Origin of the sequence: Salipiger marinus (assembly GCF_900100085.1) — a bacterium.
Classification (GTDB): domain Bacteria; phylum Pseudomonadota; class Alphaproteobacteria; order Rhodobacterales; family Rhodobacteraceae; genus Salipiger; species Salipiger marinus.
Genome location: NZ_FNEJ01000011.1, coordinates 126,752 through 149,020 on the forward strand (window position 1 = coordinate 126,752; position 22,269 = coordinate 149,020).

21 protein-coding genes are annotated in these 22,269 nt (G+C 68.1%); 14 read left to right on the forward strand and 7 right to left on the reverse strand.

Annotated elements, in window-relative coordinates:
* Positions 1–22: 22 nt before the first annotated feature.
* The 13 genes from BLR51_RS14220 to BLR51_RS14280 all read left to right on the forward strand — a co-directional run bounded on the left by BLR51_RS14220 (position 23) and on the right by BLR51_RS14280 (position 15,302).
* On the forward strand, positions 23–481 hold the full coding sequence (locus BLR51_RS14220; RefSeq protein ID WP_089848075.1) for a MarR family winged helix-turn-helix transcriptional regulator: 459 nt from the start codon (positions 23–25) through the stop codon (positions 479–481).
* Positions 478–1,176, forward strand: a complete 699-nt coding sequence (locus BLR51_RS14225) for an HAD family hydrolase (RefSeq protein WP_089848077.1) — start codon at positions 478–480, stop codon at positions 1,174–1,176. Before BLR51_RS14220 ends, BLR51_RS14225 begins: the two co-directional genes overlap by 4 nt.
* Positions 1,163–2,125, forward strand: a complete 963-nt coding sequence (locus BLR51_RS14230) for a sugar-binding transcriptional regulator (RefSeq protein ID WP_089848079.1) — start codon at positions 1,163–1,165, stop codon at positions 2,123–2,125. The genes BLR51_RS14225 and BLR51_RS14230 overlap by 14 nt, the downstream gene beginning before the upstream one ends.
* A gap of 105 nt (positions 2,126–2,230) precedes the next feature.
* Positions 2,231–3,550, forward strand: a complete 1,320-nt coding sequence (locus BLR51_RS14235; protein ID WP_089848081.1) for an ABC transporter substrate-binding protein — start codon at positions 2,231–2,233, stop codon at positions 3,548–3,550.
* 171 nt (positions 3,551–3,721) lie between these two features.
* A complete protein-coding gene (locus tag BLR51_RS14240; RefSeq protein WP_089848083.1) occupies positions 3,722–4,594 on the forward strand; it encodes a carbohydrate ABC transporter permease in 873 nt (290 codons plus the stop codon).
* A 71-nt stretch (positions 4,595–4,665) separates the two neighbouring features.
* Positions 4,666–5,496 (forward strand): carbohydrate ABC transporter permease, encoded by an 831-nt coding sequence (locus BLR51_RS14245; RefSeq protein ID WP_089848085.1) that lies wholly within the window; start codon positions 4,666–4,668, stop codon positions 5,494–5,496.
* Between the two features lie 15 nt (positions 5,497–5,511).
* Complete coding sequence (locus BLR51_RS14250; protein WP_089848087.1) at positions 5,512–6,516, forward strand: ABC transporter ATP-binding protein; 1,005 nt, start codon at positions 5,512–5,514, stop codon at positions 6,514–6,516.
* 62 nt (positions 6,517–6,578) lie between these two features.
* Positions 6,579–8,045 (forward strand): mannitol dehydrogenase family protein, encoded by a 1,467-nt coding sequence (locus BLR51_RS14255; protein ID WP_089848089.1) that lies wholly within the window; start codon positions 6,579–6,581, stop codon positions 8,043–8,045.
* A gap of 1 nt (position 8,046) precedes the next feature.
* A complete protein-coding gene (gene xylB / locus BLR51_RS14260) occupies positions 8,047–9,495 on the forward strand; it encodes a xylulokinase (RefSeq protein ID WP_089848091.1) in 1,449 nt (482 codons plus the stop codon).
* 81 nt (positions 9,496–9,576) lie between these two features.
* Positions 9,577–11,166, forward strand: a complete 1,590-nt coding sequence (locus tag BLR51_RS14265) for a gamma-glutamyltransferase family protein (RefSeq protein ID WP_089848093.1) — start codon at positions 9,577–9,579, stop codon at positions 11,164–11,166.
* Positions 11,167–11,273: 107 nt separating this feature from the next.
* On the forward strand, positions 11,274–12,869 hold the full coding sequence (locus BLR51_RS14270) for a DUF1217 domain-containing protein (RefSeq protein WP_165616822.1): 1,596 nt from the start codon (positions 11,274–11,276) through the stop codon (positions 12,867–12,869).
* A gap of 277 nt (positions 12,870–13,146) precedes the next feature.
* Positions 13,147–14,313, forward strand: a complete 1,167-nt coding sequence (locus tag BLR51_RS14275) for a M20 aminoacylase family protein (protein ID WP_242656733.1) — start codon at positions 13,147–13,149, stop codon at positions 14,311–14,313.
* Positions 14,310–15,302 carry an Ldh family oxidoreductase gene (locus tag BLR51_RS14280; RefSeq protein ID WP_089848100.1) on the forward strand — a complete coding sequence of 331 codons (993 nt, stop codon included), beginning with the start codon at positions 14,310–14,312 and terminating at the stop codon, positions 15,300–15,302. The genes BLR51_RS14275 and BLR51_RS14280 overlap by 4 nt, the downstream gene beginning before the upstream one ends.
* 8 nt (positions 15,303–15,310) lie before the next feature.
* Here the strand turns inward: BLR51_RS14280 and BLR51_RS14285 are convergent, their stop codons facing one another.
* The 4 genes from BLR51_RS14285 to BLR51_RS14300 are packed head-to-tail and all read right to left on the reverse strand — an operon-like array spanning position 15,311 to position 18,643.
* Positions 15,311–16,135, reverse strand: coding sequence for a metal ABC transporter permease (locus BLR51_RS14285; RefSeq protein WP_089848102.1), 825 nt, complete (start codon positions 16,133–16,135; stop codon positions 15,311–15,313).
* Positions 16,132–16,992, reverse strand: coding sequence for a metal ABC transporter permease (locus BLR51_RS14290; protein ID WP_089848104.1), 861 nt, complete (start codon positions 16,990–16,992; stop codon positions 16,132–16,134). Before BLR51_RS14290 ends, BLR51_RS14285 begins: the two co-directional genes overlap by 4 nt.
* Positions 16,989–17,756, reverse strand: a complete 768-nt coding sequence (locus BLR51_RS14295; protein ID WP_089848106.1) for an ATP-binding cassette domain-containing protein — start codon at positions 17,754–17,756, stop codon at positions 16,989–16,991. Before BLR51_RS14295 ends, BLR51_RS14290 begins: the two co-directional genes overlap by 4 nt.
* Positions 17,753–18,643 (reverse strand): metal ABC transporter substrate-binding protein, encoded by an 891-nt coding sequence (locus BLR51_RS14300; protein ID WP_089848108.1) that lies wholly within the window; start codon positions 18,641–18,643, stop codon positions 17,753–17,755. Before BLR51_RS14300 ends, BLR51_RS14295 begins: the two co-directional genes overlap by 4 nt.
* 126 nt (positions 18,644–18,769) lie before the next feature.
* On the opposite strand from BLR51_RS14300, the gene BLR51_RS14305 reads away from it, so the two are divergent.
* Positions 18,770–19,198, forward strand: coding sequence for a Fur family transcriptional regulator (locus BLR51_RS14305; RefSeq protein WP_089848110.1), 429 nt, complete (start codon positions 18,770–18,772; stop codon positions 19,196–19,198).
* On the opposite strand, the gene BLR51_RS14310 is transcribed toward BLR51_RS14305, so the two are convergent.
* From BLR51_RS14310 to BLR51_RS14320, 3 genes are read right to left on the reverse strand one after another with little or no spacing between them, the layout of a single operon-like run.
* Positions 19,171–20,691, reverse strand: a complete 1,521-nt coding sequence (locus BLR51_RS14310) for a PhnE/PtxC family ABC transporter permease (protein ID WP_242656734.1) — start codon at positions 20,689–20,691, stop codon at positions 19,171–19,173. The genes BLR51_RS14305 and BLR51_RS14310 overlap by 28 nt on opposite strands.
* On the reverse strand, positions 20,681–21,346 hold the full coding sequence (locus BLR51_RS14315) for an ATP-binding cassette domain-containing protein (RefSeq protein ID WP_089848112.1): 666 nt from the start codon (positions 21,344–21,346) through the stop codon (positions 20,681–20,683). Before BLR51_RS14315 ends, BLR51_RS14310 begins: the two co-directional genes overlap by 11 nt.
* Complete coding sequence (locus BLR51_RS14320; protein ID WP_089848180.1) at positions 21,343–22,191, reverse strand: putative selenate ABC transporter substrate-binding protein; 849 nt, start codon at positions 22,189–22,191, stop codon at positions 21,343–21,345. Before BLR51_RS14320 ends, BLR51_RS14315 begins: the two co-directional genes overlap by 4 nt.
* Positions 22,192–22,269 lie beyond the last annotated feature (78 nt).

Below are 22,269 nucleotides of genomic sequence, written 5' to 3' on the forward strand. Positions count from 1 at the left end.
ATGGCGCAAAAGGGAGCGCCAGATGACCGATGCCAAGGGTCCGGCCCTGACCGAGTTCGATCTCGGGGCCTTTACGCCCTACCGCATTGCGGTGGCGGCACAACGCACCAGCGAAGAGCTGGCGCGGCAGTTCCGCGCGCGCTTCGGCATCAGCATTCCCGAATGGCGCGTGCTGGCGCATCTGGCCCATGCGGGCGCCTCGGTGTCGGTGCGCGACATCGAAGAACACGCCGCCATGGAGAAATCCAAGGTCAGCCGCGCCGCCTCGCGGCTGGAGGCCTCGGGCCATATCGTCAAGCGCATGAACGAAACCGACCGGCGGCTGGTGCGGCTGGAGCTGACCGCCGCAGGCTGCGCGCTGGTGGAGGATCTGCTGCCCATTGCCCTTGCCTATCAGCAGGAGATCGAGGCGCGGCTGGCCGATGGCTTTGCCGCCTTTGAACAGGGGCTGACCCGGCTGCTGCAGGAGCCGCAGGCATGACCGCGCCGATCCGGCTGGTGCTGTTCGACATGGACGGCGTCGTGGTCGACAGCGAGATCATCTCGCTGCGGATGCTGATGGCGGAACTGGCGCAGCACGGGATCACGGTGGATCTGCCCTATGTGGCGCGGCATTTTCTGGGCCGCAGCTATCCGGTGGTGCTGGCGCAGATCCGCCGCGATTTCGGCATCGCCCTGCCCATTGGGTTCGAGGCGGATTACCGCGCCCGGCTTTTTGCCGCCTTCGCCGCAGAGGGGCTGCGCGCCATGCCGCATCTGGCCGCGCTGCTGCCGCGCCTTGCCGTGCCCTATGCGCTGGCCACCAGTTCCAGCCCGGCGCGGGTGGCGGAATCGCTGCGGCTGACCGGGCTTGCGGCGGCCTTTGCGGGCCGCATCTCCACCGCGTCGGAAGTGGCGCGCGGCAAGCCCGCGCCCGATCTGCCGCTGCTGGCCGCCGCCCGAGCCGGGGTCGCCCCCCGTCACTGCCTGCTGATCGAGGATTCGCTGGCGGGGATCGCCGCCGGGCTCGCGGCGGGCATGCAGGTCTGGCAGTTCACCGGCGGCAGCCATCTGCAGGGCATGGATCTGCCCGAGGATCCGGAGATCGTGCCGCATCGCCGCTTCGCCTCCTTCGCCGATCTGCCCGCGCTCTGCCCGCAGATCCTGTCCCCGGAGCCCGCCCATGGCCCAGCGTAACACCGATGACAGCGATGTGCCGCCGCGCGATCTGGCGGCGCGGGCGGCGTGGCTTTACTATGTGGGCGGGCTGCGTCAGGACCAGATCGCCGAGGATCTGGGCATCTCGCGCCAGCGCGCGCAGCGGCTGGTGGCCCGCGCCGTGGCCGAGGGGCTGGTGCGGGTGCGCATCGACCATCCCATCGCCGAATGTCTGGAACTGGAGCGCGCGCTGCGCCGCCGCTTCGGGCTGACGCAGGCACGGGTGGCGCCGCGCGCCGGGGCCTCGCAGGACGCGCTGCGCGCCATCGCCTCCTTTGCCGCGCCCGAACTGGAACGGATCTTTGCGCAGGACACGCCGCAGCTGATCGCGCTTGGCACCGGGCGGACGCTGCGCGCGGTGGTCGAGCAGATGCAGACCGTGCCGGGCGGGCATCACCGCATGGTGTCGCTGATCGGCAACGTCTCCCCCGACGGCTCCGCCTCGTTCTACGAGGTCATCATGCGCATCGCCGACAAGACCGGCGCGCCGCATTATCCCATGGCCGCCCCGGTGACCGCGCGCAGCCCCGCCGAGCTTGAGACGTACCGCGCGCTGCCGCATGTGGTCAGCGCCCGCGATCTGGCGCTGCGGGCCGATGTGACGGTGGTGGGGATCGGCCAGATGGCCGATGACGCGCCGCTGTTTGTCGACGGCTTCATCAGCGCCGAGCAGCTGGCCAGCGTGCAGGCGGCGGGGGCTGCGGGCGAAATCGGCGGCCATATCTTTGATTCGCAGGGTCGCTATCTGGATCACCCCGTCAACCGTTTCATGGTCGGCGTCCGCGTGCCGCAGAATGCCAACCCGGTCATCTGCATCGCGGGCGGCGCCAGCAAGATCAAGCCCTTGCGCGCAGCCCTTGAAGGGCGGCTGATGCAGGGGCTGATCACCGACGAAGTCACCGCCGCAGAACTTCTCAGCACGTCCTGAGCGCGTCGCCGTCAAATCAGGCTTGACAGAGTCGCGTCTTGATGTGAGCATTTGCCCATCACGCGAGCATATGCTCAAAGCTCAGTGATCAACGGGAGGATTACCATGACTCTATCATTCCGCGCCCTCATGGGCGCCTGCGCCATGGGCGCGCTCTGCACCGCTGCTGCGGCGCAATCGACCACCATCACCGTGGCCACCGTGAACAACGGCGACATGATCCGCATGCAGGGCCTGATGGATGCCTTCAACGAGGCCCATCCCGACATCACCGTCGAATGGGTGACGCTGGAAGAGAACGTGCTGCGCCAGCGCGTGACGCAGGACGTGGCCACCAAGGGCGGCCAGTTCGACGTGATGACCATCGGCACCTACGAGGTTCCGATCTGGGGCGAGCGCGGCTGGCTGGTGAGCCTTGACGATCTTCCCGAGAGCTATGACGTGGACGACATCCTGCCCGCCATCCGTGGCGGCCTGACCGTGGACGGCTCGCTTTACGCGGCGCCCTTCTATGGCGAAAGCTCGATGGTCATGTACCGCCGCGATCTGATGGAAGCCGCCGGCATGGAAATGCCCGACGCCCCCACCTGGGAGTTCATCAAGGAAGCCGCGGCGGCGATGACCGACAAGGGCAACGAAGTTTATGGAATCTGCCTGCGCGGCAAGGCCGGCTGGGGCGAGAACATGGCCTTCCTGTCCGCCATGGCCAACAGCTATGGCGCGCGCTGGTTCGACATGGACTGGAAACCGCAGTTCGACAGCGAGGAATGGAAAGCGACGCTGACCGATTACCTTGAGCTGATGAACGAATACGGTCCCCCGGGCGCGTCCTCGAACGGCTTCAACGAAAACCTCGCACTGTTCCAGTCGGGCAAGTGCGGCATGTGGATCGACGCCACCGTGGCGGCCTCTTTCGTGACCAACCCAGACGAGTCCACCGTGGCGGATCAGGTGGGCTTCGCGCTCGCTCCCGATAACGGTCTGGGCAAGCGCGGCAACTGGCTCTGGGCATGGAACCTCGGGATCCCCGCAGGCACCCAGAACGAGGAAGCGGCCAAGACTTTTGTGGAATGGGCGACCTCCAAGGAATACACCGCCCTTGTCGCCGAGAAGGAAGGCTGGGCCAACGTTCCCCCGGGCACCCGCCAGTCGCTTTATGACAACCAGGAGTATCTGGACGCGGCGCCCTTCGCGCAGATGACGCTGGAGTCGATCAACGCGGCTGATCCGCAGAACCCGACCGTGGACGACGTGCCCTATGTCGGCGTGCAGTTCGTGGCGATCCCCGAATTTCAGGGCATCGGCACCGCAGTGGGTCAGCAGTTCTCGGCAGCGCTTGCCGGTCAGGTCAGTGCCGAACAGGCGCTGAGCATGGCCCAGCAGCTGACCGAGCGCGAAATGACCCGCGCCGGCTACATCAAGTAAACACCGAAGGGTGCGGGCCCCCCGGGGATCGTGAGGGCCCGCAATTTCCTCCCCCTTCGGCGGAACCGGAGCCCGGACCGCCCGCGCGCCCCCTGCGCGGATCATAAAGCGGCCGGGCTCCGGATCCTTTCCCCCACCCAATTCTCAACGACAGACCCAGGGAGACGCGCCATGGCCACCAAAGCTTCCCGCGCCGCAGCCCGCGTCATGATCTCGCCCGCCGTGCTGCTGCTTCTGGGCTGGATGATCGTGCCGCTGGCACTGACGCTTTATTTCTCGTTCCTGCGCTACAACCTGCTGATGCCGGGAATGGAAGAATTCACCGGCTGGGACAATTACAGCTATTTCCTCTCCGATCCGGCCTTTACCGCAGCGCTGACCAACACGCTGCTGCTGGTGGGGGGCGTGCTGCTGATCACCACCGTGGGCGGCGTGCTGCTGGGACTGCTGCTGGATCAGCCGTTCTGGGGTCAGGGCATCGTGCGCATCCTCGTGATCGCGCCCTTCTTCGTCATGCCGACCGTGTCGGCGCTGGTGTGGAAGAACATGTTCATGAACCCGGTCAACGGGCTTTTTGCCCATGCCTTCAAGGCGCTGGGGCTTGCACCTTATGACTTCCTGAGCCAGGCGCCGCTGCTGTCGATCATCGGCATCGTCAGCTGGCAGTGGCTGCCCTTCGCCACGCTGATCCTGCTGACCGCGCTGCAGTCGCTGGATCAGGACCAGCTGGAAGCGGCAGAGATGGATGGCGCCAGCGCGCTGTCGCGCTTCTGGTACATCATGCTGCCGCATCTGGCCCGGTCGATCACCGTGGTGATCCTGATCCAGACCATCTTCCTGCTGTCGGTCTTTGCCGAAATCCTCGTGACCACCAATGGCGGACCGGGCACGGCGTCCACCAACCTGACCTACCTCATCTACATGCAGTCGCTGCTGCAGTTCGACGTGGGCATGGGCTCTGCGGGCGGGGTCGTGGCGATCATCCTTGCCAATATCGTGGCGATCTTCCTGATGCGGATGATCGGCAAGAATCTGGAGGCCTGAGCAATGTCCGGCCTGATCCTGCGGCGCTGCGGCGCCGCCCCCCTCCACCCCCAGACGCGGGAGATCTGACCATGGCCCGTGCCGTGACAAACCGGCGGAAGCTGATCGTGACCGTGGCCGCATGGGCCGTGGGCATCGCCATCTTCTTTCCCATCCTCTGGACCGTGATCCTGTCCTTCAAATCCGAAGGCGACGCGATCAAGACCCCGCTCGAGGTGCTCAGCTCTGCCTGGACCTTCGAAAGCTACGCCACCGTGCAGGAACGGTCGAACTACGTGCGGCATTTCTGGAACTCGGTGGTGATCTCGCTCGGCTCGACGCTGCTGGGTCTGATCATCGCCATTCCCGCCGCGTGGGCCATGGCCTTCGTGCCCGGCAAGCAGACCAAGAACGTGCTGATGTGGATGCTCAGCACCAAGATGCTGCCGCCCGTGGGCGTGCTGGTGCCGATCTACCTGATCTTCCGCGACGTAGGCCTTCTGGACACCAAGACCGGTCTGGTGATCGTGCTGACGCTCATCAACCTGCCGATCATCGTCTGGATGCTGTACACCTATTTCAAGGAAATCCCCGGCGAGATCCTTGAAGCCGCGCGCATGGACGGGGCCAGCCTGCGCAACGAACTGATCCATGTGCTGACGCCCATGGCGGTTCCGGGCATCGCCTCCACGGTGCTGCTGAACATCATCCTTGCGTGGAACGAGGCGTTCTGGACGCTGAACCTGACGGCCGCCAAGGCCGCGCCGCTCACCGCCTTCATCGCCTCCTATTCCTCGCCCGAGGGGCTGTTCTACGCCAAGCTCTCGGCCGCCTCGACCATGGCCATCGCGCCGATCCTCATCATGGGCTGGTTCAGCCAGAAACAACTCGTCCGCGGCCTGACCTTTGGCGCGGTGAAATAAGGGGGGACCATTCATATGGGACGCATCACGCTTGACAAGGTGACGAAAAGCTTCGGCGAAGTGAACGTCATCCCGCCGCTGGATCTCACCATTGAGGACGGCGAATTCGTGGTCTTCGTCGGCCCCTCGGGCTGCGGGAAATCCACGCTGCTGCGGCTGATCGCCGGGCTGGAGGACGTGTCCTCCGGCCAGATCCGCATCGACGGCAAGGACGCCACCGACATGCCGCCCGCCAAGCGCGGTCTGGCCATGGTGTTCCAGAGCTACGCGCTTTACCCGCATATGTCGGTGCGCAAGAACATCGCCTTTCCGATGAAGATGGCGGGGCTGCCGCAGGACGAACAGGACCGCCGCATCAATGCCGCCGCCTCTGCGCTGAACCTGACCGCCTATCTGGACCGCCGTCCGGGGCAGCTGTCGGGCGGCCAGCGCCAGCGCGTCGCCATCGGGCGCGCCATCGTGCGCGAACCGTCGGCCTTCCTGTTTGACGAACCGCTGTCGAACCTCGACGCGGCGCTGCGGGTCGGCATGCGGCTGGAGATCATGGAGCTGCACAAGCGGCTGGACACCACGATGATCTATGTGACCCACGATCAGGTGGAAGCCATGACCATGGCCGACAAGATCGTGGTGCTGCAGGCCGGATATATCGAACAGGTGGGCAGCCCGCTGGAGCTGTATCATTCGCCGCGCAACGAATTTGTCGCGGGCTTCATCGGCAGCCCCAAGATGAACCTGCTGCGCGGCGAGGTGGCGGCCCAGCATGGCGCGGCCACCATCGGCGTGCGGCCCGAACATCTGGCGGTCTCCACCTCCGAAGGCCAGTGGCCCGCGCGGGTCGGCGTTGCCGAACATCTGGGCTCGGACACGTTCCTGCATGTGCATGACCACGGGTTCAATGACGCGCCGATGACCGTGCGGGTGGATGGCGAGATGCCGGTGAAACATGGCGACCGCATCTTCCTGACCCCCGACCCGTCGAAGATTCACCGTTTCGACAAGCAGGGCCTGCGGATCTGACCGCAGCCCGCCCCGCCGCCCGGACCCGTGCGGCACCGAAGACCAGAGCTACGGAGGCTCCCATGAAACTTCAGGATGACCGGCTCGACGCGCTTGACCCCCGCATCGCCCGTCCCGCCTATGACCGCGCGGCCCTCAGCCATGGCATCGTCCATGTGGGGCTGGGCAATTTCCACCGCGCCCATCAGGCCGTCTATCTGGATGATCTGTTCGCGCTGGGGCTCGACCATGACTGGGCGATCTGCGGCGCGGGCGTGCGTGCCCCCGATGCCAAGATGCGCGATGCGCTGCGCGCGCAGGACTGCCTGTCCACGGTGATCGAGCTGGCCGCCGACGGCACCAGCCCGCGGATCATCGGCGCCATGGTGGATTTTGTCGAGGTCGCCCCCGACAACGCGCCGCTGATCGCCAAGATGGCCGAGCCTGCCACGCGCATCGTGTCGCTGACCGTGACCGAGGGCGGCTATTACGTCGACGCCACCACCGGCACCTTCGATCCGACCCATCCCGACATCGTGGCGGATGGCGCTGCCCCCGAGGCACCGCGCACCGTGTTCGGCGCCATCGTGGCAGCGCTGCGGGCGCGCCGCGACGCGGGCCTTGCCCCCTTCACGGTGATGAGCTGCGACAACATTCCCGGCAACGGCCATGTCACCCGCGACGCGGTGGCGGGCACGGCGCGGCTGCAGGATCCGGAATTTGCCGACTGGATCGTGGCCAATGTCGCCTTTCCGAACGGCATGGTGGACCGCATCACCCCCGCCACCGGCGATGGCGAACGCGCGCTGGCCGCCAGCTTCGGGCTGGAGGATCCGGTTCCCGTCACCTGCGAGCCGTTCCGGCAGTGGGTGCTGGAGGACAATTTCCCGCAGGGCCGTCCCGCGCTGGAAAAGGTCGGCGTCACCTTCACCGACCGCGTGCATGATTACGAGCGGATGAAGATCCGCATCCTGAACGGCGGTCACGCCATCATCGCCTATGCCGGCGCCCTGCTGGGCTGCGAATTCGCCGATGATGCCATGGCGCATCCGCTGGTCAGCGCCTTCCTGCGCAAGGTCGAAACCACCGAAATCCTGCCGCATGTCCATGCCGTGCCGGATTTCACCCCCGCCGACTATCTGACGCTGATCGAGGGCCGGTTCGCCAATCCGGCGGTCAAGGACACGATCCGCCGCCTGTGTCTGGACGGGTCGAACCGGCAGCCGAAATTCATCGTGCCCTCCATCGCCGACGGGCTCCGCGCGGGCGTGCCGGTGACGGGTCTCGCGCTCGAATCCGCGCTGTGGTGCCGCTATGCCTTTGGCACGTTCGAGGATGGCACCGCCATCGCCCCCAACGATCCCAACTGGGACGCGCTGACCGCCCTTGCGGCTGAGGCCAAGGACCAGCCGGAGCTGTGGCTGGGCCAGCGCGCCGTCTATGGCGAGATCGCGGGCAATGCCGAATTTGCCGGGCTCTTCGCCGACTGGCTGCGGCTGATCTGGGCCGAGGGGGCAGAGGCCGCCATCAAGATCTATCTGGACGCCTGAGATGAGTTTTCTGGGCATCGATCTTGGCACCTCGGGGCTGCGCGCGCTGCTGACCGACGCGGGCGGCGTGCCGCTGGCCAGTGCGGAGCGGCATTACGAGGTGCAGCACCCCCGCTCCGGCTGGTCCGAACAGGATCCCGCCGACTGGATCGCGGCGCTGGAAGGCGCCGTGTCCGACCTGCGCGCCCATCCCGCATGGGCCGGGCTGCGCGGCATCGGCGTGGCCGGGCACATGCATGGCGCCACGCTGCTGGATGCGCAGGACCGCGTGCTGCGGCCCTGCATCCTGTGGAACGACACCCGCAGCTTTGCCGAAGCGGCGCGGCTTGACGCCGATCCGCAGCTGCGGGCGCTGTCGGGCAACATCGTCTTTCCGGGCTTCACCGCGCCAAAGCTGCTCTGGGTCGCGACGCACGAGCCGCAGATCTTTGCGCAGGTGGCGCGGGTGCTGCTGCCTGCCGCCTATCTGAACCTTTATCTGACCGGCGATCACGTCGCGGACATGTCCGACAGCGCGGGCACCTCGTGGCTCGACACCGGCGCGCGCGACTGGTCCGACGCGCTGCTGGAGGCGGGGCAGATGCGCCGCGACCAGATGCCCCGGCTGGTGGAGGGATCCGAGCCCGCAGGTGATCTGCGCCGCGATCTGCGCGCCGCATGGGGCCTCACGCAGCCCGTCGCCGTGGCGGGGGGTGCGGGCGACAATGCCGCCGCCGCCTGCGGCATCGGCGCCCTGCACGAAGGTCAGGGCTTCGTGTCGCTGGGCACCTCGGGCGTGCTGCTGGCGGCGCGCGACGGCTATCACCCCGCGCCCGAAACGGCGCTGCACAGCTTCTGCCATGCGGTGCCGGGGCGCTGGTATCAGATGGGCGTGATGCTCAGCTGCACCGACAGCCTCAATTGGCTGGCGCGGATCACCGGGCAGCGCCCCGCCGATCTGACCGCCGGGCTGGCGGAGATACCGCCGCCGCCGGGCAAGCCGCGCTTCCTGCCCTATCTTTCGGGCGAACGCACCCCGCATAACGATGCCGAAATCCGTGGCGCCTTCACCGGGCTGGGGACCGAGACCACGCGCGATGACATGACCCGCGCCGTGCTCGAAGGCGTGAGCTTCGGGCTGAAGGACAGCGCCGAGGCGCTGCGCGCCACCGGCGCCGATCTGCCGCATCTCTTCGCCATCGGCGGCGGCACAAGATCGCGGTCCTGGCTGCGGCTTCTGGCCACCGTGCTGGATCTGCCGCTGCATCTGCCGGCAGAGGGTGAATTCGGCGCGGCCCTTGGCGCGGCCCGGCTGGGGCGCATGGCCGCCACCGGCGAGGCGCCGGAAGTGGTGCTGACCCCGCCCGCCACGGCGGAGGTGGTGGATCCGGTCACCGCACTGGTTCCGGCCTATGCCGAGGCTTATGCCCGCTTCCGCGCCGCCTATCCCCCCATCCGCGCGGTGCAGTAGCGCCCGCGTTGCATCCCCGCGCGGGATGCCGGATCATGCTGGCGCCGCCCGTCCTGGGGCGGCGCCAGCCGAAAGCGCCCGATGTTCGATCCCTCCCTGCCCTATCCCTCCACCCGCCAGCCGGTCAGCGGCGACTGCGCCATCGCCACCTCGCAGCCCTTGGCCGCACAGGCGGGCATGGCGATGCTGCAGGCCGGGGGCACCGCCGTGGATGCCGCCATCGCCGCCGCCATGGCGCTGGTGGTGGTGGAACCCACCGGCTGCGGGCTGGGATCGGACGCCTATGCCATCGTCTGGGACGGCGCGCGGCTTTCGGGGCTCAATGCCTCGGGGCGCGCCCCCGCCGCGTGGCGCCCCGAGCTTTTTGCCGGGCAAAGCCGGATGCCGGAACGCGGCTGGCCCTCGGTCACGGTGCCGGGGGCGGTGTCGGGCTGGATCGCGCTCTGGCGCCGCTTCGGCACGCTGCCGCTGGACCAGATCGCCGCCCCCGCCCTCCGCTTCGCCGAGGAGGGGTTTGTGGTCAGCCCGGTGATCGCCCGGCTCTGGCATCTGGGCGGGCAGGCGCTGTCCGCGCAGCCGGGCTTTGCCGAGTGTTTCCTGCCCGGCGGGCGCGCGCCCAAGGCCGGGGACCGCATCCGCCTGCCCGGTCACGCCGCCACCCTGCGCCGCATCGTGGAAACCGAAGGCGAAAGCTTCTACCGGGGCGCGCTGGCGCAGCGCATCGCCGATCACGCCGCAGCCCATGGCGGCCATCTGACTGCCGAGGACATGGCCGCGCATCAGCCCGCATGGGTGGACACGCTGCACACCCGCTTCGGCGATCACCTGATCCACGAGCTTCCGCCCAACGGTCAGGGGCTTGGCGCGCTGATCGGCCTCGGCGTGCTCGACCGGCTCGACTGGCAGGCAGCGGCGGTCGATGACGCGCGCACCCATCATCTGGCGATCGAGGCCACGAAGCTGGGGCTGGTGGATGCCGCCGAACATGTGACCGACCCCGCCTGGATGCGGCACGCGCCCGAGGCCTTCCTGACCGATCGCTATCTGGACAGCCGCGCGGCGCTGGTCGATCCCGCCCATGCCGGCGATCCCGGCCACGGCACGCCCGGCGCGGGCGGCACGGTCTATCTGAGCGTGGCCGACCGCGACGGGCGGATGGTGTCCTTCATCCAGTCCAATTACATGGGCTTCGGGTCGGGCGTGGTGGTGCCGGGCACCGGGATTTCGCTGCAGAACCGCGGTGCGGGCTTCAGCCTGACCCCCGGCCATGTCAACATCGTGGCGCCGCGCAAGCAGCCGTTCCAGACCATCATCCCCGCCTTCGCCACCGATCTCACCGGCGCGCCGGTGATGAGCTTTGGCGTGATGGGCGGCCCGATGCAGGCGCAGGGGCATCTGCAGATGGCGCTGCGGGTGCTGGGCTTTGGCCAGAACCCGCAGGCCGCCGCCGATGCGCCGCGCTGGCGGGTCACGGCGGGGCGCGGGCTGGCGCTGGAAAGCGGCTTTGACGACCGGCTTGCCGCGGATCTGGCCGCGCTGGGGCACGAGATTGTCCGCGAAAGCCCCGATGCCGTCTTCGGCTTTGGCGGCGCGCAGCTGATCCGGCGCATGGCGGGCGGCTATGTCGCCGGATCCGATCCGCGCAAGGACGGGCAGGCGCTGGCCTTCTGAGCCTGACATCTGGCCTTGGACCCTGCTGGACCAAACGCGATGTTAAGATCTGTGCCCTAAGGTCTGGTCAACCCTGCCCGCGCTGCGGGCCGATGCAGGAGGTGCAGATGGTTTTCGCCCCGTCCGTTCTTGGCACCGGCCTTGCCGGATACAGTTTCCTGTCCCGCACGCGCGAAACCCAGCAGGCGCTGCTGGCCAAATCCCCCGTCATTGCCCGCGAAACCACGCAGTTTGTCGAAAAGCTGCAGGAGGTGCAGAGCAGCGCCGATCTGATGGCCGACCGCAGCCTGCTGAAGGTGGCGCTGGGGGCCTTCGGGCTGGAGGATGATCTGGACAACCGCGCCTTCATCTCGAAAATCCTCGACTCCGATCTCGGCGACAGCCGCTCGCTGGCCAACCGTCTGGCTGACAAGCGGTATCTGGCGCTGGCCCGCGCCTTCAACTTCGCAGGCGACGGCGCAGAGCTGCCGCAGGCCCGGTCGGGGGAGGAGGTGCTGGACCAGCTCGCCAAGATCAGGCAGGCGGACGACCTGCTGTCCGATACCGCCCTGCTGCGCGCGACGCTCACCAGCTTCGGGCTCGAGGCGGACATGCGCAACACCTACTTCCTGAAACAGGTGCTGGAATCCGATGTCAGCAACCCTGACTCCTTTGCCAACCGCCTGCCCGATCCGCGTTATGCGCAGCTGGCGCAGGCCTTCGATCTGGCCGGAAAAACCGCCACCGAAGGCACGATCTATGGCTATGCCGAAAAGTTTTCCGGGCTTGCCGCCAAGGTCACCGATGTGGACACGCTTTTTGCAGAGGATGATCTGCTGCGCGACACGCTGGACATGTTCGGTCTGGGCAATGACATCTACCGCACCCAGTTCCTGCGCGACGTACTGACATCGGACCTGTCCGATCCGGACTCGGTCGCGCGCAGCCAGAGCGATCCGCGCTATGCCGCCCTTGCCGGGGTGTTCGATTTTGCGGCGCGCGCGGCGGCGGCGGACGCAGGCGAGGCCTTCACCAGCACGCTGGAGAAATTCACCTCGGTCGTCGCGGCGCGCGCGGCGCCGATCGCCAAGCCTGCCGATCTGTTCAGCGACATCCCCCTGATGCTGGCCAGTTTCGATTTCTTCGATTTCCCGCAATCCGCTGACCGGGTGCCCTTTGCCAACCGGATGCTGTCCTCTGACCTGTCAGACCCCACCTCGCTCGCCAATGTGCATCCCGACCCGAGGGTGAAGGTCTTTGCCCAGGCCTTCACCTTCCCCGAAACCGATTCGCGCCGCAGCTATCCGGCGGGTTTCGCCGAACAGATCGTCGAAAATTACCTCGACCGGCAGTTCGAAATTCAGGTGGGCGAGGCCGACCCCACCCTGCGCCTTGCCCTGTCGCTGGACCGGGAGCTGAGCACCGTGGTCGCCAATGGCAGGACCAACGATTCACGCTGGTTCTCGGTCATGGCCTCCACCCCGCTGCGCGAGGTGTTCGAGACGATGTTCGGCTTTCCCGACAGTTTCGGCGCGCTGGACATCGACCAGCAGCTGGTCAAGCTGAAACAGCGGGCAGAGCGGGTGTTCGGCACCGACCAGCTGGCGGATCTGGTCCGCAGCGACAAGCTGGAGGAGATGCGGCGCCTTTACCTGACGCGCAGCGCCGTGGCCGCGAGCCCGCTGAACAGCTCCGCCAGCATCGTGCTGTCGCTCTTGGGCTGAGCGGTGACGGGCGCAGGCAGAACGCCGTCTGAAGCGGCGCTTCCGCAGAGAGGCTTTGTTGCGCTCTTTGGCAGGTGACGGGCCGGTCCTTGCAACTGACGACGTCGGGCGGTCCCCGGGGCCGACGGCCTTAGGGCTGCCGATGCGTCTGGCAGCTTCGGGCGAGTCCCCGGCGCCGCCCGGCTCAGCCCGGGCCAGTCTGCGCATGTCTTGCGTCCGGCCATGCGGGCTGAAAGGATGCGGCAGGCCCGCAAGGCCGCAGCGACAGGAGAGCCCCTTGACCCAGACCGACGACTTGACCCGCATCGCCGAGACCGCCCGCGACTGGCGGCGCGATCTGCACCAGATGCCCGAGCTGCTTTATGCGCTGCCCAAGACCTCGGCCTATGTGGCGGAGAAGCTGCGCGGCTTCGGGGTGGACGAGCTGGTCACCGGGCTCGCCGATACCGGGATGGTGGCGCTGATCCGCGGCGCGGGCGGCGACGGTCCGGTGCTGGGCCTGCGCGCCGACATGGATGCGCTGCCGATGGATGAAAAGACCAACCTGCCCTATGGCTCGCGCCATCCCGGCATGATGCATGCCTGCGGCCATGACGGGCACACCGCCACGCTGCTGGCCACGGCGCAGTATCTGTGCGCGCATCGCGATTTTGCCGGCACTGTCGCGCTGATCTTCCAGCCCGCCGAAGAAGGGGGCGCGGGGGCGCGCAAGATGATCGAAGACGGGCTGTTTGACCGCTTCGGGATCGAGACGGTCTATGCCATGCACAACCAGCCGGGCCTGCCGGTGGGGGAATTCGCCACCCGGCCCGGGGCGCTGATGGCGGCGGGCGACCGCTTCGTGGTCACCGTCGAAGGGCGCGGCGGCCATGCCTCGGCCCCGTCAAAATCGCTGGATCCGGTGGTGGCGGCGGCGCATCTGATCGCCTCGCTGCAGACGCTGGTGTCGCGGTTCACCGATCCTTTCGATCAGGTGGTGCTGTCGCTGACCTATCTGCAGGCCGGGGCGCCCGGCGCGCTGAACGTCATTCCCGATACGGCGGTGTTCGGCGGCAGCCTGCGCACCATGACGGTCGAGACCCGGCGCGAGGCCGAGGCGCATATCCGCCGCATCCTGCGCGCGGGCGCGGAACAGTTCGGCTGCACCGCGCATCTGGACTGGCGCCCCGGCTATCCGGTGACCGCCAACGATCCCGCCAAGACCGCGCTCGCGGTCGAGGTGGCGCGGCAGGCCGCCGTGGTCGATGACAGCTGTGCTGCGGTGATGGGATCCGAGGATTTTTCCTACATGCTGGAGGCAAAACCCGGCGCGATCCTGTGGTTCGGCAATGGCGACTCGGCCGAGCTGCACAATCCGGGCTATGATTTCAACGATGACGCGATCCTGCCCGCCATGCGCTTCTGGGTGGATCTGGTGGCGCGCGAACTGGCGCCCGCCGCATGATCCGCCTGCCCTTCGCCGATCTGGTGGCCCTTCTGGCCCGGCTGTTCCGCGCGCAGGGTCTGCGCGCGGAGGTGGCGCAGGTTCTGGCGGAAAACTGCGCGGCCTGCCAGCGCGACGGCGCGCTGAGCCATGGGGTATTCCGCATCCCGGCCTATGTCTCGACCCTGCGCAGCGGCTGGGGCGCGCCCAATGCCGAGCCGGTGATCGAGGATAACGGCGCCGCGCAGATCCGCGTCGATGCGCGCGGCGGCTTTGCGCAGGTGGCGCTGCAGGCCGCGCGCCCGCTGCTGCTGGACCGGGTGCGGGCGCAGGGGGTGGCGGTGCTGGCGCTGCGCAATTCGCAGCATTTCAGCGCGCTCTGGCCCGATGTCGAACCCTTTGGCGAAGCGGGACTTGTGGCGCTGTCGGTGGTCAATTCCATGGCGGTGGTGGTGCCGCCGGGCGGGACCACGCCGGTTTTTGGCACCAATCCCATGGCCTTTGCCTGTCCACGCGACGGCGAGCCGCCCTATGTCTGGGATCAGGCCGGATCGGCGCTGGCCCATGGCGACGTGCAGATCGCCGCGCGGCAGGGGCATGCCCTGCCCGAAGGCTGCGGCGTCGATGCTTCGGGCCAGCTCACCACCGACCCGAACGCCATTCTGGAGGGCGGCGCGCTTTTGCCCTTTGGCGGGCACAAGGGGGCCTCGCTGGCCATGACCATCGAGATTCTGGCGGCAGCCTTCACCGGCGGCGCGTTTTCGTCAGAGGTGGACTGGTCGGCCCATCCCGGCGCCAAGATCCCCTGCACCGGCCAGATGCTGCTGCTGCTCGATCCAGACCGCGGCGCGGGCTTTGCGCAGCGAGTGCGGCAGCTGTCGGATGCGGTGCGCGCGGCGGGGCAGGACCGGCTGCCCGGCGACCGCCGCCGCCGCCTGCGCGCCGAGGCCGAGGCGCAGGGCGTGGCGCTGACCGAGGATGATCTGGCGATGCTGCAGAGCTATCTCTGACCGACGGGCTAGGACAGAACGGGTCGGCGCAGCAGGTGCCGACCCAGAGCCAGCAGGAAAAACCCCGTCAGGATCAGCACGATGGTCGGCGCGGGCGCGCTGTCGAGAAAGAGGCTCAGCCAGACACCCGTGACCCCTGCGATCATGGCAAGCGCCACCGACACCGCGAGCATCGCCGGAAAACGCCGTGTCAGCAGGAAGGCACTGGCCCCCGGCGCGATCAGCAGCGCGACGGACAGGATGATCCCCACCGCCGACAGCATCGCCACCACCGTGGCCGACAGCGCCACCAGCAGCCCGTAATGCAGCAGCCGCACCCGCAGCCCCGCCATCCGCGCCTGCACCGGATCAAAGGCCAGCAGCAGCAGGTCGCGCCAGAGCAGCAGCAGCGCCAGCCCCACCCCGCCCGCGATCAGCCCGGTGGTCCACAGATCGGCGGCGCTGACCCCCAGCAGGTTGCCGAACAGGATGTGATCCAGATGCAAGTCCGAGGAGATCTGCGTGTAAAGCACGATGCCCAGCCCGAACATGCCGGAAAACACCACGCCCATCACCGTGTCCTGCTTGACCCGCGACAGGTCGCGGATGACGCCCGTGGCGAGCGCACAGAAGAGCCCCGCCAGAAACGCGCCGATCAGCAGCGGAATCCCCGCCATATAGGCCAGCACCACCCCCGGCAGCACCGCATGGGACACCGCATCGCCCATCAGCGACCAGCCCTTCAGCACCAGAAAACACGACAGCAGCCCGGCGGCGGGCGCCATCAGCAGCGTGATCAGCAGCGCATTCTGCAGGAAGGGCAGCTGGAACGGCAGCAGCAGCGTGTCGATCATGCCGCATCCTCCGAAGCCGCGACCCGGGCGCGACGGCGCGCGGCCAGCACGCCATGTTTGGGCGCAAAGGCAAGCGCCAGCAGGAACAGGGCGGTCTGCAGGCAGACGATGACACCCCCCGTCGCGCCATCAAGGAAATAGCTCAGATAGGCGCCCAAGGCGCAGGTGCTGGCGCCGATCCCCACCGCCAGCGCCAGCAGGCGCGGAAAGCGGTCGCAGAGCAGATAGGCGGTGGCCCCCGGCGTCACCACCAGGGCGATGACCAGAAACGCCCCCACCGTCTGCAGCGCCGCGACGGTGCAGGCGGCAAGCAGCGTGAAGAACAGCGCGCGCAGCGCCGTGGGGTTCAGCCCCAGCGTGCGGGCATGGGCCTCGTCAAAGAACACCGCCAGCAGGTCGCGCCATTTCGCCAGAAGGATCAGCAGCGAGATCCCTCCGATCAGCGCCAGCTGCAGCGTGTCGGCGGGGGTGATGGCAAGGATATTGCCCATGGTGATGGTCTGCACTGACACCGACACCGGGTTGAGCGAGACCATGAACAGCCCCAGCCCGAAAAACGAGGTGAAGACCAGCCCGATCAGCGTGTCTTCCTTGAGCCCGGTGCGCGCGCGCAAGAGCAGCAGCGCCAGCGCCGCGAGCCCCCCCGACAGGAACGCGCCAAGCGCAAAGGGCAGGCCCAGCATATAGGCTCCCGCGACGCCGGGCACGATGGCATGGCTCAGCGCGTCACCGATCAGCGACCAGCCCTTCAGCATCAGGAAGGCCGACAGGAAGGCGCAGACCGCCCCCACCAGCGCCGACACCCAGATGGCATTGGTCATGTAGCCGTAGCTGAAAGGCTCCAGCAGCAGGCTCATGCCCGCGCCCCCGCCACACGCAGCGGCACAGACTCCACCAGAGGGGCCATGCCGCCGAACGTGTCGCGCAGCGCGGCCTCGGTCAGCACCTCCGCCGTGGGGCCATGCGCCAGCACCGTGCCGCGCACCAGCACCACGCGGTCGCAGAACTCCGGCACGGCGGCGATGTTATGGGTGGCCACCAGCATCACCCGGCCCTCGGCGCGCAGCTCGCGCAGCAGATCCATGATCTGCGCCTCGGTGGTCATGTCGACCCCGGCGAAAGGCTCGTCGAGCAGGATCACCCGCGCCTGCTGTGCCAGCGCGCGGGCGACAAAGACGCGCTTTTTCTGCCCGCCCGACAGCTCGCCGATCTGGCGGTGGCGGAACTCGGCCATGCCCACCCGCTCCAGCGCCTGCGCCACGGCGCGGCGGTCGGCGTCGCGGGCGCGGCGCAGGAACCCCATATGGCCATAGCGGCCCATCATCACCACATCTTCGACCAGCACCGGAAAGGTCCAGTCGACCTCTTCGGCCTGCGGCACATAGGCCACGGCCTGCGCCCGGATCGCCTGCGCCACCGGCTGGCCCAGCAGCGCCACCTCTCCGGCGGCGCGCGGCACAAAGCCCATCAGCGCCTTGAACAGCGTCGATTTCCCGGCGCCATTCATGCCCAGAAGCCCGGCGATGGTGCCGGTGGGCAGGCTGAAGCTGGCGTCGCGCAGCGCGGTCATGCCGGTGCGGTAGCGCACGGTCAGCCCGTCGACCCGGATGCCTTCGGTCATTGGCTGAGCCCCTGCAGGATGGTTTCCGACGTGACGCGCAGCAGATCAAGATAGCTGGGCACCGGGCCGCCGGGTTCCGACAGGCTGTCGACATACAGCACCCCGCCATAGGCCGCCCCTGTTTCGCGGGCGATCTGCCAGGCCGGGCGGTCGGAGACGGTGGATTCGGAAAACACCACCGGGATCTGATGGGTCCGCACCGCATCCACCACCGCGCGCACCTGCTGCGGCGTGCCCTGTTCGTCGGCGTTGATCGGCCACAGGAACAGCTCGCGCAGGCCGTAATCCCGCGCCAGATAGGAAAACGCCCCTTCGGAGGTGACCAGCCAGCGGCGGTCTTCGGGCAGCGCGCGGATCGCGTCGCGCAGCGGGCCGATGGTGTCGCGGATGCGGGTCTTGTAGGCCTCGGCATTGGCCCGGTAGGCGGCCGCATTGGCGGGATCGGCGGTTTCCAGCGCGGCGCGGATATTGTCCACATAGACCAGCGCCGGCTCCAGCCCCATCCACGCATGCGGGTTGGGCTTGCCGTCATAGCTGCCGCCCGCGATCGGCATCGGGGCGATGCCGTCGCTGACCGTGGCGGCGGGCACGTCGCGCAGGTTGCCGAAGAACTGTTCGAACCACAGCTCCAGATTCAGTCCGTTCCACAGCACCAGATCCGCATCCTGCGCACGCAGGATGTCGCGCGGCGTCGGGGAATAGCCGTGGATCTCGGCGCCGGGCCGGGTGACGGACACCACCTCGGCCACCTCGCCCGCGACGTTCTGCGCCATGTCGGCGATGATGGTGAAGGTTGTGACGACCTTGAGACGACCTTGGGCCAGCGCGGGGCGGGCCATCAGGCCAAAGGCCGCGGACAAGGCAAGGGTCTGGCGTCGGGTGAGCATGCGGATCTCCTGTGGGTTGTCGCATCTATCTGCGAATGGTTTGCATCTGTCAAGTCAGTTGCAATCCATTTGCAACTAAGCGCGGAGGATCTTGTCAGCGCGCTCCGCAGCGGGCAAAACCGATGGATGACACGACTGGCCCGCTCTGACCGACTGACACAGGCCCTGCGCGATGCAGGCATCCGCATGACGCGGCAGCGCGCCGTGCTGGTGGCGAAGCTTGCCGAAGCCGAAGACCATCCCGACGCGGTGGAACTGCACCGCCGCGCCGAAGAGGAAATGCCGGGGATTTCGCTGTCGACCGTCTATCGCACGCTCAGCGCGCTGGAGGGTCAGGGGGTGATCCACCGCCACCAGTTCGAAGGCGCCTCCGCCCGGTTCGAACATGCCGATGCGGGCCATCACGACCACATGATCGACGTGGATACGGGCGAGGTGATCGAATTCTGCTCTGACCGGATCGAACGGCTGCAGGCGGAACTGGCGGCGGAACTGGGCTATGACATCGTCCACCACCGGATGGAGCTTTACGTGCGGCGCAAGCCCACATCCTGAGCCAGCGCCTGCGCGGTGCCGCGCCCGGTGGCGCGCGCCCGGCCATCGGTCCGTGCCCGAAGATGCCGCGAGGCCGCATCCACCGCCACGGTCAGCGCCCCCGCCCCCAGCAGCAGCAGCACCGCCCGGTCGAGCCGCAGTTCCGACATGGCGCCGTCGATGTAGAATCCCAGCGTCGCCACCCCCAGAAGCCCCATCACGGCGGTTTCGCGCAGGATGATCTCCCACCGGTAGAGACACAGCGCGACAAAGGCGCCAAAAAGCCGCGGCAGCAGTTCCCAGAGCCACAGCATCGTGCCGCGCGGCGCATCGGCGCGCAGGCGTGGCACCAGCGCCTCGCCCTCGCGGCCCAGAAGATGGCCGATGATGGCGCCATTGTGCAGACCCAGCGCAAGGATCGCGGGCAGCATCGAAGGCCCGAAGATCTGCAGGAAAAGATAGGCCAGCATGTAATCGGGCAGGCTGCGCAGGATCACCAGCCCCAGATGCCCCAGCGCCTGCCCCACGCGCCCCGTCACCCGCCGCACGATCAGCCCGAAACTGGCCAGCGCCACCAACCCGGTCAGCACCAGCGCGATCTGCGCCACCAGCAGCGTCGCCCACAGGCCCGGCAGCACCTGCTGCATCAGCAGCGGCCCCAGCCAGTCAGCAAAGGCGCCCGCATCCCAGCCGTCGCGCAGCGGCGCGGGGATCACGTCATGGCTCAGGAACCGCCACAGCGCGCCCTGCCCCATGGGCGGCGTCGGGATCAGCGCCAGCCAGACCACCGCCGCCGCGATCCAGACCGGCACCAGCCGCCGCCGCATCCACAGCCGGAGGGAGGCGATCAGCGCCACATAGCAGATCAGGATGGCACTGGCCGCGCCGTAATCGCCCATGCGGAAAAAGCTGTCGAGCTGGAAGCCCAGCGTCGGCAGCCCGACGAATCCCAGCACCGCGCTGGAGCGCAGCCCGCATTCCAGCCGGTAAAGCGTGTAGCTTTGCATCGCCCCCGCCGCCAGCGGCAGCTGCGCAAAGACAAAGCGCGACAGCGCGCCGGTGCGCGGCGGCAGGATCTGCGCGGGCCGGGGATCGACCTCTTCGATCTGTTCGGCAAAGACCTTGGCGAAGATGCCCGCATAGGGCAGCGCGATGGCCAGCACCCCGGTCAGCGGCCCCAGCCCCAGCACCTGCAGCAGCAGCAGCGCCCAGAACAGTTCGTGCACCGAGCGCAGCGCGATGGCGAGCCCGCGCACCCCGCGCAGATGCAGGAACGGCGCCATGACAAAGCCCGCCGCACCGCCAAGCGCCACGCCCGCGATGGCGAAAAACACGGTAGAGGCCAGCGCCCGCCCGATCTGGTCCACCGCGCCGAAATCGGGGCGCAGGAACCCCGCCCCCATCCGCGCCAGCGCCGCCCAAGGGTCATGCCCCGCCAGCGTCAGATCGGCCAAGGGCAGCGCCAGCAGCCCCGCCAGCGCAAACAGCGCCACGATGCGCAGTCTAATCGGCATAAAGTGCCGCCATCTGCGCATCCTCCACCGCCCCGGGGGCGGCGTCGAAAAGGATGCGCCCGTCGCGCAGGCCCAGCAGCCTTGTGCCGAAGCGGCGGGCAAGGCCTACGTCATGCAGCGCCACCACGGCGGTGGCAAAGCGCGCGGCGATCAGATCCATCAGCAGCGGCCCTTGGGTTTCGTCCACCGCCGAGACCGGCTCGTCGCCCAGCATCACCGTGCCGCCCCGGTAAAGCCCGCGCGCCAGTGCCACGCGCTGCTTCTGCCCGCCCGACAGGGCGGCGACGGGGCGGTCGGCCAGTCCCTCCAGCGCCAGATCGGCCAGCAGGGCGGTCACCTCGGCGCGCTGGCGGGCGCGCGGCGCGATAAAGCTGCGCAGGTTGTAAAGCGCGCCGTGATCGTCAAGCCGTCCCATCAGAACGTTGCGCAGCACCGAAAGCTGCGGCACCAGCGCGTGATCCTGCGGCACCAGCGCCACGCGCTGCCCCGCCCCGGTCATCTGGTCGTGCAGATGCGCCAGCAGCGTGGTCTTGCCCACACCGCTGCGCCCCAGCAGCACCAGCCTTTCGCCGGGATCAAGCGTCAGGGACAGATCCGACAGGACCGCCCCCGCGCCATACCCCAGCGTGGCCCCGGAAAGCCGCGCCAGCGTCATTCGAGCAGGTCAAGCTCCCGCGCCACATCCTCGATCGGCTGGAAATCCTCGCTTGCGGCGGGAATGAACCCGTCGCGCGGGAAGCTGGCCAGCAGGTCGGGATCGTCCATGGCAAGGATCGCCGCCTGCACCCGGTCGGCGAAGCCCTCGCCAAAGCGCGCATCGACATCGCCGCGAATGGTCCAGTTGTAATCGGGATAGGGCGGGGTCTGCCAGATCACCTGCGCGGTCTCGACCTCGGGGGCGCCATCGGCAAGCGCCTTGTCATAGACGGCATAGTTGAGCGCGCCCACCTGCCACGCGCCGCTCGCCACCAGCCGCAGCGTCTGGCTGTGATCGCCGGAATAGCCCACGCGCGAGAAAAATTCCTCGGGCGCGCTGCCGGTCTCCTGCCGGATATGGAATTCCGGCATCAGCCGCCCCGAGGTCGAGGTGCGCGCGCCGAAGGTGAAGGTCATGCCCTCCATCTCCTGCGGGAACTCGTCCGAAGGCTCCAGCCCGGTGTCGGTATTGGCGATGAAATAGGTGATGAAGGTCGGATCCTCGACCCCCTGCGCGATGGCCTTTGCGCCCGGCACCGCCAGCCGCGCCTGCACGCCGGTCAGGCCGCCGAACCACGCCAGCTGCACCTGATCGTTGCGAAAGGCGGTGACGGCGGCGGGGTAGCTTTTCACCGGCACAAATTCCACCTCGACGCCCAAGGCGCCCTCAAGATACTCGGCCACGGCGGAAAAGCGCGTGACGAGTGCAGTCTCGTCCTCGTCGGGAATGGCCGAAAAATAAAGCGTCTGCGCCCCGGCAGCGGTGCCGGAGAGCAGGGCGATCAGCGTGGCGGTCTGGAACATGCGGAGCATCGGGTGATCCTTTGGTGGCTTTGCCGCGCCCTACCCCGGCGGGCCGCGCAGATCCAGAGGTTTGCGCGG